This window comes from Bradyrhizobium sp. USDA 4501 (genome assembly GCF_054062115.1).
This window is the reverse complement of record NZ_JBSSEX010000001.1, coordinates 3,049,993-3,062,883: the sequence shown is the minus strand read 5'-3', so window position 1 is coordinate 3,062,883 and position 12,891 is coordinate 3,049,993. Positions and strand designations below refer to the sequence as shown.

The 12,891-nt window shown below is 65.4% G+C and carries 14 protein-coding genes and 1 pseudogene; 7 read left to right on the top strand and 8 right to left on the bottom strand.

What is annotated here, in order from left to right; genetic code table 11:
- Positions 1–8 precede the first annotated feature (8 nt).
- Positions 9–2,222, top strand: a complete 2,214-nt coding sequence (locus ACVWZM_RS14065) for a 3-hydroxyacyl-CoA dehydrogenase NAD-binding domain-containing protein (protein WP_456853574.1) — start codon at positions 9–11, stop codon at positions 2,220–2,222.
- Between the two features lie 305 nt (positions 2,223–2,527).
- Here the strand turns inward: ACVWZM_RS14065 and ACVWZM_RS14060 are convergent, their stop codons facing one another.
- Positions 2,528–2,914, bottom strand: coding sequence for a hypothetical protein (locus ACVWZM_RS14060; RefSeq protein WP_229191373.1), 387 nt, complete (start codon positions 2,912–2,914; stop codon positions 2,528–2,530).
- A 157-nt stretch (positions 2,915–3,071) separates the two neighbouring features.
- Positions 3,072–3,689, bottom strand: a complete 618-nt coding sequence (gene gstA, locus ACVWZM_RS14055) for a glutathione transferase GstA (RefSeq protein WP_057016067.1) — start codon at positions 3,687–3,689, stop codon at positions 3,072–3,074.
- A 130-nt stretch (positions 3,690–3,819) separates the two neighbouring features.
- Here gstA and ACVWZM_RS14050 point away from each other — a divergent pair, with 130 nt between their 5' ends.
- The 3 genes from ACVWZM_RS14050 to ACVWZM_RS14040 all read left to right on the top strand — a co-directional run bounded on the left by ACVWZM_RS14050 (position 3,820) and on the right by ACVWZM_RS14040 (position 6,506).
- Positions 3,820–4,344 carry a MarR family winged helix-turn-helix transcriptional regulator gene (locus ACVWZM_RS14050; protein WP_016847103.1) on the top strand — a complete coding sequence of 175 codons (525 nt, stop codon included), beginning with the start codon at positions 3,820–3,822 and terminating at the stop codon, positions 4,342–4,344.
- A 93-nt stretch (positions 4,345–4,437) separates the two neighbouring features.
- Positions 4,438–5,808, top strand: coding sequence for a glutamate--cysteine ligase (locus ACVWZM_RS14045; protein WP_076832366.1), 1,371 nt, complete (start codon positions 4,438–4,440; stop codon positions 5,806–5,808).
- A gap of 143 nt (positions 5,809–5,951) precedes the next feature.
- The gene (locus ACVWZM_RS14040; RefSeq protein ID WP_076832364.1) at positions 5,952–6,506 is read left to right on the top strand and encodes a PAN domain-containing protein; all 555 of its coding nucleotides are present in this window, start codon (positions 5,952–5,954) and stop codon (positions 6,504–6,506) included.
- A gap of 106 nt (positions 6,507–6,612) precedes the next feature.
- Here the strand turns inward: ACVWZM_RS14040 and ACVWZM_RS14035 are convergent, their stop codons facing one another.
- The 5 genes and pseudogenes from ACVWZM_RS14035 to ACVWZM_RS14015 all read right to left on the bottom strand — a co-directional run bounded on the left by ACVWZM_RS14035 (position 6,613) and on the right by ACVWZM_RS14015 (position 10,557).
- Entirely contained in the window at positions 6,613–7,179 is a 567-nt protein-coding gene (locus ACVWZM_RS14035) for a nucleotidyltransferase family protein (protein WP_168858476.1), read from the bottom strand.
- Positions 7,176–7,523, bottom strand: a complete 348-nt coding sequence (locus ACVWZM_RS14030; protein ID WP_076832832.1) for an MmcQ/YjbR family DNA-binding protein — start codon at positions 7,521–7,523, stop codon at positions 7,176–7,178. Before ACVWZM_RS14030 ends, ACVWZM_RS14035 begins: the two co-directional genes overlap by 4 nt.
- Positions 7,524–7,631: 108 nt before the next feature.
- On the bottom strand, positions 7,632–8,402 hold the full coding sequence (gene lepB / locus ACVWZM_RS14025) for a signal peptidase I (protein WP_016847099.1): 771 nt from the start codon (positions 8,400–8,402) through the stop codon (positions 7,632–7,634).
- 4 nt (positions 8,403–8,406) lie between these two features.
- Positions 8,407–9,828, bottom strand: a pseudogene (gene tldD, locus ACVWZM_RS14020) (metalloprotease TldD); the annotation flags it as partial.
- Between the two features lie 273 nt (positions 9,829–10,101).
- Positions 10,102–10,557: a winged helix-turn-helix transcriptional regulator gene (locus tag ACVWZM_RS14015; protein ID WP_082653702.1), complete on the bottom strand. Its 456-nt coding sequence runs from the start codon at positions 10,555–10,557 to the stop codon at positions 10,102–10,104.
- Positions 10,558–10,689: 132 nt separating this feature from the next.
- Here ACVWZM_RS14015 and ACVWZM_RS14010 point away from each other — a divergent pair, with 132 nt between their 5' ends.
- Genes ACVWZM_RS14010 through ACVWZM_RS14000 form a run of 3 tightly spaced genes read left to right on the top strand, consistent with a single transcriptional unit; the run spans position 10,690 to position 12,231 of the window.
- Positions 10,690–11,082, top strand: a complete 393-nt coding sequence (locus ACVWZM_RS14010) for a DoxX family protein (RefSeq protein WP_057016074.1) — start codon at positions 10,690–10,692, stop codon at positions 11,080–11,082.
- A gap of 10 nt (positions 11,083–11,092) precedes the next feature.
- A complete protein-coding gene (locus ACVWZM_RS14005) occupies positions 11,093–11,596 on the top strand; it encodes a DsrE family protein (protein ID WP_229191376.1) in 504 nt (167 codons plus the stop codon).
- 35 nt (positions 11,597–11,631) lie between these two features.
- Positions 11,632–12,231, top strand: coding sequence for a TlpA family protein disulfide reductase (locus ACVWZM_RS14000; RefSeq protein ID WP_253625070.1), 600 nt, complete (start codon positions 11,632–11,634; stop codon positions 12,229–12,231).
- 118 nt (positions 12,232–12,349) lie between these two features.
- Here the strand turns inward: ACVWZM_RS14000 and ACVWZM_RS13995 are convergent, their stop codons facing one another.
- A complete protein-coding gene (locus ACVWZM_RS13995; protein WP_253625069.1) occupies positions 12,350–12,886 on the bottom strand; it encodes an invasion associated locus B family protein in 537 nt (178 codons plus the stop codon).
- Positions 12,887–12,891: the final 5 nt, after the last annotated feature.

Genomic DNA, 12,891 nt, shown 5'->3' with positions numbered 1-12,891 from the left:
CGAGCAACATGGCTTACAAGAATTTCAAGTTCGACGTCGACGCCGACGGCATTGCGCTCGTCACCTGGGACATCCCTGATCGTTCGATGAACGTGTTCGACGAGATCTCGACCCAGGAGATCGGCGAGATCATCAAGCAGACGACCAGCGATCCTGCGATCAAGGGTGTCGTGATCACCTCGGCGAAGGAGGCGTTCTGCGCCGGCGCCGACCTCTCGATGCTCGAGGGCATGAACCACTCTTACGCGCAGCTCTTCAAGGAGAAGGGCGAGGAAGCCGCGAACCAGATGCTGTTCGAGCAGAGCCGCCAGATGTCGCAGTCGTTCCGCGCGATCGAGACCTCGGGCAAGCCGTGGGTCGCCGCGATCAACGGCCTTGCGCTCGGCGGCGGCTTCGAGATCACGCTGGCCTGCCACTACCGCGTCGCGGCCGAGAACCCGAAGACCCGGCTCGGCCTGCCCGAGATCAAGGTCGGCCTGTTCCCCGGCGCCGGCGGCACCCAGCGCGTGCCGCGTCTTGTGCAGCCGGCGGACGCGATGCAATTGCTGCTCAAGGGTGAGGCGGTCAATCTCACCCGCGCCAAGGCACTCAACCTGATTCACGCGGTGGTGCCGGCAGCCGACCTGATCAAGGCCGCGAAGGACTGGATCAAGGGCGGCGGCAAGGCGGTCGCGCCGTGGGACGAGAAGGGCTTCAAGCTGCCCGGCGGCCCCGTCTTCTCCAAGATGGGCATGCAGATGTTCCCGGCCGGCAACGCGATCTATCGCCGCGAGACCTACGACAATTATCCGGCCGCGCGCGCCATCATGAGCTGCGTCTATGAGGGCCTGCAGCTTCCGATCGACGCCGCGCTGCGGGTCGAGTCGCGCTACTTCACCAAGGTGCTGCGCTCGAAGGAAGCGGCGGCGATGATCCGGTCGCTGTTCCTGTCGATGCAGGAACTGAACAAGGGCGCCCGCCGCCCGGCGGGCGTGCCGCCGACCAAGGTCAAGAAGCTCGCCGTGATCGGCGCCGGCTTCATGGGCGCCAGTGTCGGCTATGTCTCGGCGCAGGCCGGCATCGACGTCGTGCTGGTCGATCGCGACCAGGAAAGCGCCGACAAGGGCAAGGGCCACGCCAAGACCGTGGTCGACGGCCTGATCGTCAAGGGACGGATGAAGCAGGACGCGGCCGATGCCATCTTGGCGCGGATCTCGGCCACATCAGACTACAACGTGATCTCGGACTGCGACCTCGTCATCGAGGCGGTGTTCGAGGATCGCAAGGTCAAGGCGGATACCTATGCCAAGGCCCAGCCGCTGCTGAAGCCGGGCGCGATCTTCGCCTCCAACACCTCGACCCTGCCGATCAATTCGCTGGCCGAGGAGTTCAAGGATCAGGGCAAGTTCATCGGCATCCACTTCTTCTCGCCGGTCGAGAAGATGATGCTGGTCGAGATCATCCTCGGCAAGAACACCGGCGACGTCGCGCTGGCGACCGCACTCGACTATGTCCGCGCGATCGGCAAGACGCCCATCGTGGTGAACGACTCCCGTGGCTTCTTCGCCAACCGCTGCGTGATGCGTTACATCTCCGAGGGCAACGAGATGCTGCTCGAGGGCGTGCCGCCGGCGATGATCGAGAACACCGCCAAGATGGCCGGCATGCCGGTCGGGCCGCTGTCGCTGCAGGACGAGGTCGCGCTCGATCTCGGCCTGAAGATCACCAAGGCGACCGAGGCCGATCTCGGCCCCAACGCGATCGACCAGGCGCAGAAGAAGCTGATGGTCGAGATGGTCGAGAAGCAGGGCCGCTTCGGCCGCAAGAACGGCAAGGGCTTCTACGACTATCCCGAGAAGGGCAAGGGCCAGAAGAGCCTGTGGCCGGGGCTCGCCAATCTGCAGCCCAAGCAGCTCGATCCCGACACGCTCAGCGTCGAGGAGTTGAAGCAGCGCTTCCTGGTGGTGCAGGCGGTGGAGGCCGCGCGCACCGTCGAGGATCACGTCATCACCGACGTGCGCGAGGCCGATGTCGGCTCGATCCTCGGCTTCGGCTTCGCGCCGTTCACCGGCGGCGCGCTGTCCTACATCGACTTCATGGGCACCAAGAACTTCGTCGCACTCTGCCACAGCTTCGAGAAGAAGTACGGCTCGCGCTTCACGCCGCCGAAGCTGCTCGAGGAGATGGCCGCCAAGGGCGAAACCTTCTACGGCCGCTTCCCGCCGAAGAAGCAGGCGGCGTAAACTTCTGGGGCGAACTCGCGCAGGATCAAGCCGGTCATCGATCCGACTTGATCCTGTTGCGCGACGGTCATGCGCGTCAAAGTCCCGCCACGCTCGTTCCCCACTGGCACCACGCTGCTGGCATCACTCTTGCTCGTCGATCGCCGGGGCGACGATCAGCGTGAGGGTGTCGTGCGATGAGTTCTGCGTTCAAGGAAGGTGCCGCGGAGATCGCGGCGAAGGATTCCTTGTTTTTCTTGCGGTCATCGCGGTGGCGGAAGCCGCTGCGTCTGCGGGGCAAAGGCCCGTCATGGGCCGGCCTCGCGCTACTCGTTCTGGCCGCGGATATTGTGCTCGCCGCGACGGTCTGGCAGGCCGTCAATTTCTTCCGCCATTGAGCCGTCAGTCTCCGGAGAGAGCAAGGCGCCAGCGAGATAGGCGAACTGGTTGAACGCGAGACAGGCGACGACGATCGGAGCGCCGGTGGCAAAGGAGAAGCCGTCGGATTGGAGCACGATCGCCGCGAGCACCGCGACCAGCGGCGACTCCAGCATCAATGTCCAAACCCGAAAGTACAAACTGGTTGCCAGCCCAACCAGGGTGCTGGTCAATAAAAGGGTAAAGGCGATCGTCACATTTTTAGACCAGTTGGAGCGGAGGGCGCGCCGCAGGTCATAGTCGGTCAGTTGGATCGCGCGAACAAGGACGGCCACGCCCTCAGCCGGAACTACACCGACTTAGTATTAATCGCTTTAATGCAGGTTAAATTGAGACGTTCCGCCTCCGGTGTCGAGAGAGAGGATCGGCGAACCCACAAAAAAAAGAGCCGGATCGGCCGACCCGGCTCTATCGCGGTCGCTGTGAGCGAGCTCAGGCCGCCTTGAGCAGGCCTTCCTTCTTCAGCGCCTCCTGCACCTTCGGGCGCGCCGCGACGCGGGCCTTGTAGGCGGTCACGTTCGGCAGGCCGGAGAAGTCGAAGCCGAGCCGATCCTGCGCCCACATGATCATGGTGAAGAGGTAGCCGTCGGCGACCGTGAACTGGTTGCCCATCAAATAATCGCGTCCGGCGAGCTGGCTCTCGACATATTTGAACTTGCCCATGGCGCGGTCCTTGAAGAAGGCCTTGGCGTCGTCGGCGAGCACGGGCGAGAACATCGGGCCGAGATTCTTGTGCAGCTCGGTCGTGGTGTAGTTCAGCCATTCGAGCAGCTTGTAGCGCTCGTTGGAGTCCCGCGCCGGCGCCAGCTTCTTGTCGGCGGCCTTGTCGGCGATCATCTGGATGATGATCGGCCCCTCGGTGACCATCTCGCCGGTATCCAGCGCCAGCGCCGGCACCTGGCCCTTGGGGTTCACCTGGAGGAAATCGTCGCCGTTTTCGAGCTTCTTGGCGCGGAGATCGACCTTGACCAGGTCGTAGGGCAGCCCGGCCTCGAGCAGGGCGATATGGGGGGAGAGGGAGCAGGCACCGGGGGTGTAATAAAGCTTCATAGGGGTATTCCTTCCCTTGTTCTTGGCGTCCGGAGAGGGATTGCCTACATGCGCCTGCATGAAATAGTCAAGATTGATGCAGATGCATTCAGTGCGGTACAGTCGGTGCCGGGACCCTATGAGCTAGACCATGAAACGCAAGCTATCGAGCGAGGCGACGGCCGCCTGGATCCGCCTGATGCGGGTGCCGAGCCGGGTGCTGGACTGCGTTGAGCAGGATTTGAAGAAGGCCGGTTTTCCGCCGCTCGCCTGGTATGACGCTTTGCTCGAGCTGTCCCGCGCGCCGTCGGGCGAGCTGCGCCCGGTCGAGCTCGAGCGCCAGATGCTGATCCCGCAATATTCGACCTCGCGGCTCATAGACAAGCTGGTCGACGAGGGGCTCGCCGCCCGCCGCGAATGCAAGATCGACAAGCGCGGCCAGTTCGTCGAGATCACCGAGGCTGGACGCGAGCTGCAGAAGCGGATGTGGAACGCCTATTCCGCCGCGATCGACAAGCATGTCGGCTCGAAATTATCCGACGCCGACGCAACCAGGCTGTGCGGCCTGCTCGACCGGCTCGGCTGCGCCTGCGGCGACGCCAAAGGCGACGTCAAGAACGAGACCAAGGCTGACAGCAAGGCTGCGCCTGCGCGAGACGGCGTGCCTGCCCGATGATATTGCTGATTCCATCATCCGCAGCCGTTGTGGCTCGCGGATGTCCCTGCCACCGCGCGCCTTCGATCGAAGCGCCCTTGAGTTGGATTATCTATGGCGCGTGACCAGATCGACATGACGCCGCTGCAGTCGCGCGACGAACTCGTGGCGTGGCTTGAAGCCGGCGTGAAGCCTGAGTCCGAATTCCGGATCGGCACCGAGCACGAGAAGACTCCGTTCACGCTGGAGGGCCATCAGCCCGTGCCCTATGAAGGCGCCAAGGGCATCGGCGCGCTGCTCGAGGGCATGAAGCTCTTGCTCGGCTGGGAGCCGATCATGGAGCGCGGCAACATCATCGGCCTCTATGATGTCACCGGCGGCGGCGCGATTTCGCTCGAGCCCGGCGGGCAGTTCGAACTGTCGGGCGCGCCGGTCGAAACCGTGCATCAGACGCAGTCGGAATTGATGGCGCATCTGGCGCAGGTGCGGGAGATCGCAACCCCGCTCGGCATCGGCTTCCTCGGCCTCGGCATGACGCCGTCCTGGTCGCGCGCGCAGATCCCCATGATGCCCAAGGGGCGTTACAAGATCATGCGAAACTACATGCCGAAGGTCGGCAAATACGGCCTCGACATGATGTTCCGGACCTGCACGGTGCAGACCAATCTCGACTTCTCCTCCGAAGCCGACATGGTGAAGAAGCTGCGGGTGTCGCTGGCGCTGCAGCCGATCGCGACCGCCTTGTTCGCCAACTCGCCGTTCACCGAAGGCAAGCCCAACGGCTTCCTGTCGTTCCGTTCCGAGATCTGGCGTGACACCGACAATGCGCGCAGCGGCATGGTGCCGTTCGCATTCGAGGACGGCATGGGCTTCGAGCGCTATGTCGATTACGCGCTCGACGTTCCGATGTATTTCGTCAAGCGCGGCGAGGAATATATCGACGTCTCCGGCTCCTCGTTCCGGGATTTCTTCGCCGGCAAGAATGCCGCCTTCCCGGGCGAGCGCCCGACCTTGTCGGACTGGGCCAATCACCTCTCGACGATCTTCCCCGAGGTGCGGTTGAAGCGTTACCTCGAAATGCGCGGCGCCGACGGCGTGCCGTGGGGCCGGCTGCCGGCGCTGCCGGCGTTCTGGGTCGGGCTGCTCTACGACAATGACAGCCTCGACGCCGCCTGGGACATCGTCCGCCACTGGACCGCGCCGGAGCGGCAGGCGCTGCGTGACGACGTGCCGCGTTTCGGCTTCAAGTCGCGGATCAAGGATCGCTATCTGTTCGAGATCGCCAAGGAGTGCCTGATCCTGTCGCATGCCGGATTGCGGCGGCGCGGCCGGATCGATCATCTCGGACGCGACGAGAGCCGCTTCCTCGAACCGCTCGAGCGCATCATCGAGGCCGGCCGCTCGCCGGCCGAGGAGATGCTGGAGAAGTTCAACGGTCCCTGGAAGGGCTCGGTGGAACCGGCCTATCAGGAATACGCCTTTTAGTCCCCGCTTGGATCCGATCCGGGCGTGAGGCGCGCGCGAACGGCGGTGGTGTCGCACCCGCCGTTCATCCGCCGTACAGGTTCATGGCGTTCAAATGACTCCCCGCTAAACGCGCGGGGCTGCGCGAATTTGAAAGCAATCTCATGGGGATAGGCCGCCACTTTAGGGCGTGTGTGGTGATGTTTGCGGTCCTTGCGGCCGCGGTCGTCGCGCGCCCGGCATTGGCGCAGACCAATTTCGACCGCCCCGGCGGCGACTATCTCAACGCGCCGGTGACGACGGGCGATCCGGCCGATTGCGCGCTGACCTGCGAGCGTGACCGCCGTTGCCGCGCCTGGAGCTTCAACTATCCGACCGACGCCAATAATGGGGCGGTGTGCTGGCTGAAGAGCACCGTGCCGCCACGGGTGCAGAACGTCTGCTGCGTCTCCGGGGTGCGCGGCGCGGGTGTGGTCGAGCCGCGCAACGGCGCCATCGAAACCTCGATCGACCGGCTCGGCGGCGACTACAAGAATTTCGAGCTGAAGAGCAGCGACGGCGACGAGGCCTGCCAGGCCGCCTGCACCGCCGACAACAAGTGCCGCGCCTGGACCTACGCCCGGCCCGGCTATGCCGGCCGCGACGCGCATTGCTTCCTGAAGAAAGAGATCAAGCCGCCGCGCCGCAAGGCGGGGTTCACGTCGGGCGTGGTGCGTTGATTCTGTAGCCCGGATGGAGCGAAGCGCAATCCGGGACCGCGCTCACCGCGGACGGGCCTGCCCCGGATTTCGCTGCGCTTCATCCGGGCTACGAAGCGACGACAGGCTACTCCGCCGCCAGCACCGTGATCTCGGGCCAGAGCGCCTTCCAGCGCGCCGCCTTCGTCGCATAGTTCGCCGGCGAAAAGTTCGCGGTTCGGTTCGGCCGCACGATCATGCCGGCGACATCATCGAAACCGTTCGGCGCATAGACGTCGTAGCCGCGCGTGGTGCGGCGGATGCCGATCTGCGTGTTTTCGGTGAGGAAGCGATCGATGCCGTCGATCGAACGCGACAGCGCCGGGTAGGGCAGGCCGTGCTTGTCGGGATACCAGAGATGGACGCGGGCCTGGTTGCGCACCTCGATCGCGACACCGAGATGGCCAAGCCGTGCCTTGAGTTCGCGAATCACGGCGTCCTCGGCCTCCCATGAGGTATCCGGATCGAAATAGAAGATGTCGTGGTCGCTGATGCCATGATCGAGCGGCCGGCTGGTCAGCACGTTCCACACGGTCTGCACCAGGCAGCCGGCGACCAGCCACGCATCGGGCAAGCCGAGGCGGTACAACTCGTCGGTGATGGCTTGATTGGCCGGGTTGCGCAGCGCGGCTGCGAGGAATTCGTCCTGCGTCACGACGAGGCGGTCGCGTCGTAGTCCCGGACCGCCTTCTTCGACGCCAGCGTGCGCCAGTGCCGGCGCCGCAAGGGCTCGACGGTGTGACGTTTGGCCTTCGACAGGCGGATCAGGACCGTCGGGTAGTCGCGGTAGTGATCGGTGAAGTAGAACACTTGGGGCTGATGCTCGACCAGCACGTCGCGCTCCTCCGGCGGCACGCCCGGCATCACCAGGCTGTCGCCGTCCTCCTTGAGCCGCACCAGCATCTTGTTGCGCACCCTCAGCGCCGGCGTGCCATAGGACGAGCCGTCCTCGACCTCCGGCCATGCCAGCGCGATGTGCCTGATGTCGTCGAAGGTCACGACTATCATCCCGCAAGGAATGTAGCCCGGATGGAGCGAAGCGAAATCCGGGACATCTTGCCGAGTGGGAGATCCCGGATTGCGCAGCGCTCCATCCGGGCTACGCGTCTACTGCACCGAGGTGAAGAAGCGCGCGAGGCGGAAGCCTGAGAGCCAGGTCCAGACCGGCTGGCTGCGGATGCCGAGGTCCCAGGAGCCGACCACGGCGTCGGCGCGGCCGATCAGATTGTCGATCGGCAAGAGGCCGACGCCGCCGTCGCGCACCGGCACGCGGCTATCGGCGGAATTGTCCCGATTGTCGCCGAGCACGAACAGTTTGCCCGGCGGCACCGTCACCTCTTGGGTGTTGTCGAGCCGGCCGTTGTCGCGAATCTTGAAGATCGCGTGGTTGACGCCGTTCGGCAGCGTCTCGATGTAGCGATACGCCTCCTCGCCGCCGCCGCGATCGTCTTCGGCGAAGCCGGTGCCGTCGGGCTTCAGCGTCGCCGCATGATCGTTGATGAAGAGCTGACCCTGCCGCATCTGGATGCGGTCGCCGGGCAGCCCGACCACGCGCTTGACCCAGGCCTGCGAGCGGTCGCCCGGCCAGCGGAACACGACAACGTCGCCGCGCTTCGGCGTCTCGCCGAACACGCGGCCGGTTTCCGGCAGCGTGATCTGGATCGGCAGCGAAGCCGCGCCGTAGCCATAGGGATATTTCGAGGCGACCAGCGCGTCGCCGATCAGCAGCGTCGGCTCCATCGATCCCGACGGCACGTAGAACGGCTCGGCGATCGCGCCCTTGGCGAGGAACACGACGGCCACGATCGCGGCTAGTTGCACGGCCTGCCCGCGCCAGCTGGTCGGCTTGGCCGTCACGACTTCGTTTCCGCTGCTCACTAGCGCCCGTTCCTCCGACCGTAATCCGTTCCATCCTGAGCGTCGGTTGGCCGACGCCGACCGGCACGCCCTGGCCGTTCTTGCCGCAGGTGCCGATTCCCGTATCCAGCGCAAGATCGTTGCCGATCATGGTGATCCTGTGGAGATCGGTCGGTCCGTTGCCGATCAGCATGGCGCCCTTCAGCGGCGCGCCGAGCTTGCCGTTCTCGATCTTGTAGGCCTCGGTGCACTGGAACACGTATTTGCCCGAGGTGATGTCGACCTGGCCGCCGCCGAAATTGGCGGCGTACATGCCGTTCTTCACCGAGGCGATGATCTCGGCCGGGTCGCGGTCGCCCGACAGCATGTAGGTGTTGGTCATGCGCGGCATCGGCACATGGGCATAGCTCTGCCGACGACCGTTGCCGGTCGGCTTCATGCCCATCAGCCGGGCGTTCTGGCGGTCCTGCATGTAGCCGACCAGAATGCCATCCTCGATCAGCACGGTGCGGTTGGTCGGCGTGCCCTCGTCGTCGATCGAGAGCGAGCCGCGGCGCGAGGCCATGGTGCCATCGTCGACCACGGTGACGCCCTTGGCGGCGACCTGCTGGCCCATCAGGCCGGCAAAGGCGGAGGTCTGCTTGCGGTTGAAGTCGCCCTCGAGCCCGTGGCCGACGGCCTCATGCAGCATCACGCCGGGCCAGCCGGCGCCGAGCACCACGTCCATCTCGCCGGCGGGCGCCGGCACCGACTCGAGATTGACCAGCGCCTCGTGCAGCGCGCCGTCGGCGGCGTCGCGCCAGGCCTTGGTCTCGATGAAGCGCGCATAGCCCTCGCGGCCGCCATAGCCCTTGCTGCCGCTCTCCTGGCGGTCGCCCTGGCCGGCGACGACGGAGATGTTGACGCGCACCAGCGGGCGGATGTCGCGATAGCTCTCGCCGTCGGGCCGCAGGATCTCGACCACCTGCCAGGTCGCGGTGAGGCTGGCCGAGACCTGACGCACCCGCGGATCCTTGTCCCTGACATAGGCGTCGATCTCGCCGAGCAGCTTGACCTTGGCCTCGAACGCCGGGCCGTCCAGCGGGTTCTCGTCGCCATAGAGCTTGATGTTGGTGTGGGCGGGCGCCGCGGCGAAAGTGCCGGCATAGCCGCCGCGCACGGCCGCGACCGCATCCGCGGCGCGGATCAGCGCCGGGATCGAGACGTCGGAGGAATGCGCATAGCCGACCGCGTCGTCCTTGACCGCGCGCAGGCCGAAGCCCTGCGAGGTGTCATAGGTCGCCTGCTTCAGCCTTCCGTTGTCGAACACCAGCGCCTCGGTCTGCCCGAACTCCAGGAACAGCTCGCCGTCGTCGGCGCCTTCAAGGCCGCGGGACACCTCGCGGCGGACAGCATCGCGGTCTAGATTGGCGCGGTCGAGCAGGGAGGTCGTGGCGGGATTGGTCATGGTCACTCCGACGCAATGCGATTGCTTGGCGATTCCTCGTCATCCTTGCCTGAAGCGCAACTGATTGCCAGTGGGGAACCCGGAAGCCAAGGATTTCGGGGGATTGAAGCAGAGACGAGCGGAAAACTCATCTTACAACCCGGAAACCTGTACCGGTCCCGGTTCAGGCCCGGACGGCGATCATCAAAGATAGTGGTTGGGGTGGCAAACCGGGAGTGCCTGCGGCTATGCGGTCGATCACAGTGCCCCGTCGGGCTCGTCACCTTGTCGTCATCACCTTGAGCGCCGATCCGCCTTCCGCGGCTGGCTTTCGCGCTCGGCTGCATCGGCCGATTGCGGCTTCGGCTGCGCGGTGCCTTGTGCCGAGGTCGGAAAGCCATGCTCCTGCGCCCACCGGTACAGCTCGTCGAACACCGGCTTGAGCGCCTTGGCGGACGGCGTCATCTCGTACTCAACCCGAGGCGGCACCTCGGGATAGACCGTGCGCTTGACGAGACCGTTGGCCTCGAGATCGCGCAGCTGCGTGGTCAGCATGTGCTGGGTTACGCCGGGGATCGACTGGCGCAGCTCGCCGAATCGCCGCTTGCGCTCGACCAATTGCCAGAGGATGTCGCCCTTCCATTTCCCGGCCAGCACCGACAGCGCGCGATGAAATTGCGCGGACAGGTCGCCGTTGCACGGCTCGGACGCCATCGGAGGCTCGGCGGGCTCAATAGTCAGTTTTTTCATAGTACCTCACAAAAAGCATCCTACTTGTTCTTTTCATCTTACTCCCGAATTTAGACCACCGAAAGCCGCGGGCCAGCCGCCGATCGGTCGGGTGGCCGCGGTCCGGCCTTACGAACAACTCGGGAGTCATCAATGTCAGTTGCAGTTGCCGCGGCGCCGTCGCGCTGGAAATCCGTCAGCCTCTGGGTCGTCAGGGGACTGCTCGCTTTGGCCTTTGCCGCCGCTGGCGCCGCCAAGCTCTACGGTGTGCCTATGCTGGTCGAGGAATTCGAGCATATTGGGCTCGGTCAGTGGTTCCGCTATTTCACCGGATCGCTGGAGCTGCTCGGCGCGGTCCTGATCCTGCTGCCCCCGGTCGCGGCGTTCGGCGGCGTGCTGCTGAGCTGCATCATGGTCGGCGCCACCATCACGCATCTGTTCGTGATCGGCGGCTCGCCGGTGCCCGCCCTCGTGCTGCTGACATTGAGTGTGATCGTCGCCTACGCCAAGCGTAGCCAGTTCGCCCTGCTCGCGAGCGCGCCGTGAGGCGAGCGCGATGCGCATCTCTCGCCGCACGCTGACGGTCGTGACCGGGCTGGTGCTGGCCTTCGCGGTGCCGTTCGCCGCGACAATGCTGCTCACCGGTTCGGTCGCGGCGGTCTCGAAGCCCGAGCCGAAGAAGCCCGAGCCGCGCGTGCACCACGTTGTGCTGCCGATCAACAGCGACGACCCGACCACGATGCGGGCGCTGATCTCGACCGCGCTCAACCTCCCGAAATATTATCGGGAGCGCAACGAGCCGTTCGAGATCGAGGTCGTCGCCTACAATGCTGGCGTCCACATGCTGCGCGCCGATACCTCGCCGGTGAAGGATCTGCTGCGGGTGGTGCGGGGGCTCACGCCCGACATCCGCTTGGTTGTCTGCGAAGCCACCAAGCTCGGCATGGAGCGCGCCGAGGGACATCCGCTGGTGCTGCTCGATCATGTCGACCTGGTGCCGAACGGGCCCGGGCGCATCATCGAATTGCAGGAAGCCGGCTGGTCCTACATCCGGTCCTGAGCGATGTGGCCATCAAGCCAAGCGGAGAACTTGTCATGACGTCAGCTCTCGCACCGACGCGCCGCGCGGTCGTTGCCGGCATGATTGGCGCCGGCGCCTCGCTCGCAATGCCCACCGGAGCTGCGCGCGCAGCGTCGGGACCGCCGCAATTCGGCACCATCCGGCATCAGTTCACGCAGGTCGAAGGCGCCCGCCCGGTGCCGCCGGTCGCCATCCCGGCGCTCGCCGGCGGCGCGCTCGATCTCACGGCGTTCAAAGGCAAGATGGTGCTGGTGAACTTCTGGGCCACCTGGTGCGCGGCGTGCCGGACCGAGCTGCCGATGCTGGACCGCCTTGCCGCCAGCGGCCGTCGCGATCTCGTGGTCGTCGCTATCAGCACCGATCGCAACCGCGCGCCGGTCGCGCCCTACGTCAAGCAGCTCAAGCTGCGCCACCTCGCGATCGGCTTCGATCCCGGTGGTCTCGTCTCGCGCGTCGACGCCGCCGAGGTCGATACGCCGTTCGCGCTCTACGGCATGCCGATCTCATTTTTGATCGGCATCACCGGGCAGGTCGAAGGCTACATGACGGGTGAGGCGGACTGGCTGTCCACGGAGGCGATCGCGTTGTTCGACTATTACGCCGGCGTCCGTTGAGATGGCGTAGCCCGGATGAAGCGCAGCGCAATCCGGGACTGGTCAATCCGCGATGATGGCGGCCCCGGATTGCGCTGCGCTCCATCCGGGCTACACTTTCCTGTGCCGCTCGGCGCCGCTAGGGCAATTTGTCATACCCCTCCGCCAGGCCATTCAGGCTGAGCGGAAAGCCAATCCCTTCCTCGGGCGTCTCGAAGATGATGAAGGTCGCGGTCTTGGCGTTCTTGAGCTGGCCGAGCAGCTTGTCGTCCATCACGACCTCGGCGACGCAGCCATTGGGCAGGCATCTGACGAAACCGGCGCGGCCGACGTCCTGATTGTCGAGCTTGAGGCCGAGGCCGGAGGGCAGCAGCACGCCGAGCGGCGCGACCACGCGCATCAGGCGGCTCTTCTGGTCGGCGGTCTTCAGCACGATCACGGTCAGGCCGGCATTGGAGCGGTCTTCCGCTACCACGCTCTGGATCAGCGCGCATTGCTCGGCCTGGGCGCCGGGCGGAGTGTCGCAGCGGATCTGCCAGTCGCCGTGGACCGAGCGCACCGCGCCTTGCGCGTTCGCCGGCTGGGTCAGGCCAAGAGAAAGGCCGAGGCAGAGGGCCAGAATCGCGAGGCCGCCGAGCCGGCTGGCCATCGTCAAACGAATGTTCGAAGCGCCCATCCGGG

Excerpts from the sequence above, each read along its gene's own strand:
- ACVWZM_RS14065 (WP_456853574.1), top strand. The coding sequence starts at position 9 with ATGGCTTACAAGAATTTCAAGTTCGACGTCGACGCCGACGGCATTGCG.
- gstA (WP_057016067.1), bottom strand. The coding sequence starts at position 3,689 with ATGAAGCTTTATTACACCCCCGGTGCCTGCTCCCTCTCCCCCCATATC.
- ACVWZM_RS14050 (WP_016847103.1), top strand. The coding sequence starts at position 3,820 with ATGAAACGCAAGCTATCGAGCGAGGCGACGGCCGCCTGGATCCGCCTG.
- ACVWZM_RS14045 (WP_076832366.1), top strand. The coding sequence starts at position 4,438 with ATGGCGCGTGACCAGATCGACATGACGCCGCTGCAGTCGCGCGACGAA.
- ACVWZM_RS14040 (WP_076832364.1), top strand. The coding sequence starts at position 5,952 with ATGGGGATAGGCCGCCACTTTAGGGCGTGTGTGGTGATGTTTGCGGTC.
- ACVWZM_RS14015 (WP_082653702.1), bottom strand. The coding sequence starts at position 10,557 with ATGAAAAAACTGACTATTGAGCCCGCCGAGCCTCCGATGGCGTCCGAG.
- ACVWZM_RS14010 (WP_057016074.1), top strand. The coding sequence starts at position 10,690 with ATGTCAGTTGCAGTTGCCGCGGCGCCGTCGCGCTGGAAATCCGTCAGC.
- ACVWZM_RS14005 (WP_229191376.1), top strand. The coding sequence starts at position 11,093 with ATGCGCATCTCTCGCCGCACGCTGACGGTCGTGACCGGGCTGGTGCTG.
- ACVWZM_RS14000 (WP_253625070.1), top strand. The coding sequence starts at position 11,632 with ATGACGTCAGCTCTCGCACCGACGCGCCGCGCGGTCGTTGCCGGCATG.
- ACVWZM_RS13995 (WP_253625069.1), bottom strand. The coding sequence starts at position 12,886 with ATGGGCGCTTCGAACATTCGTTTGACGATGGCCAGCCGGCTCGGCGGC.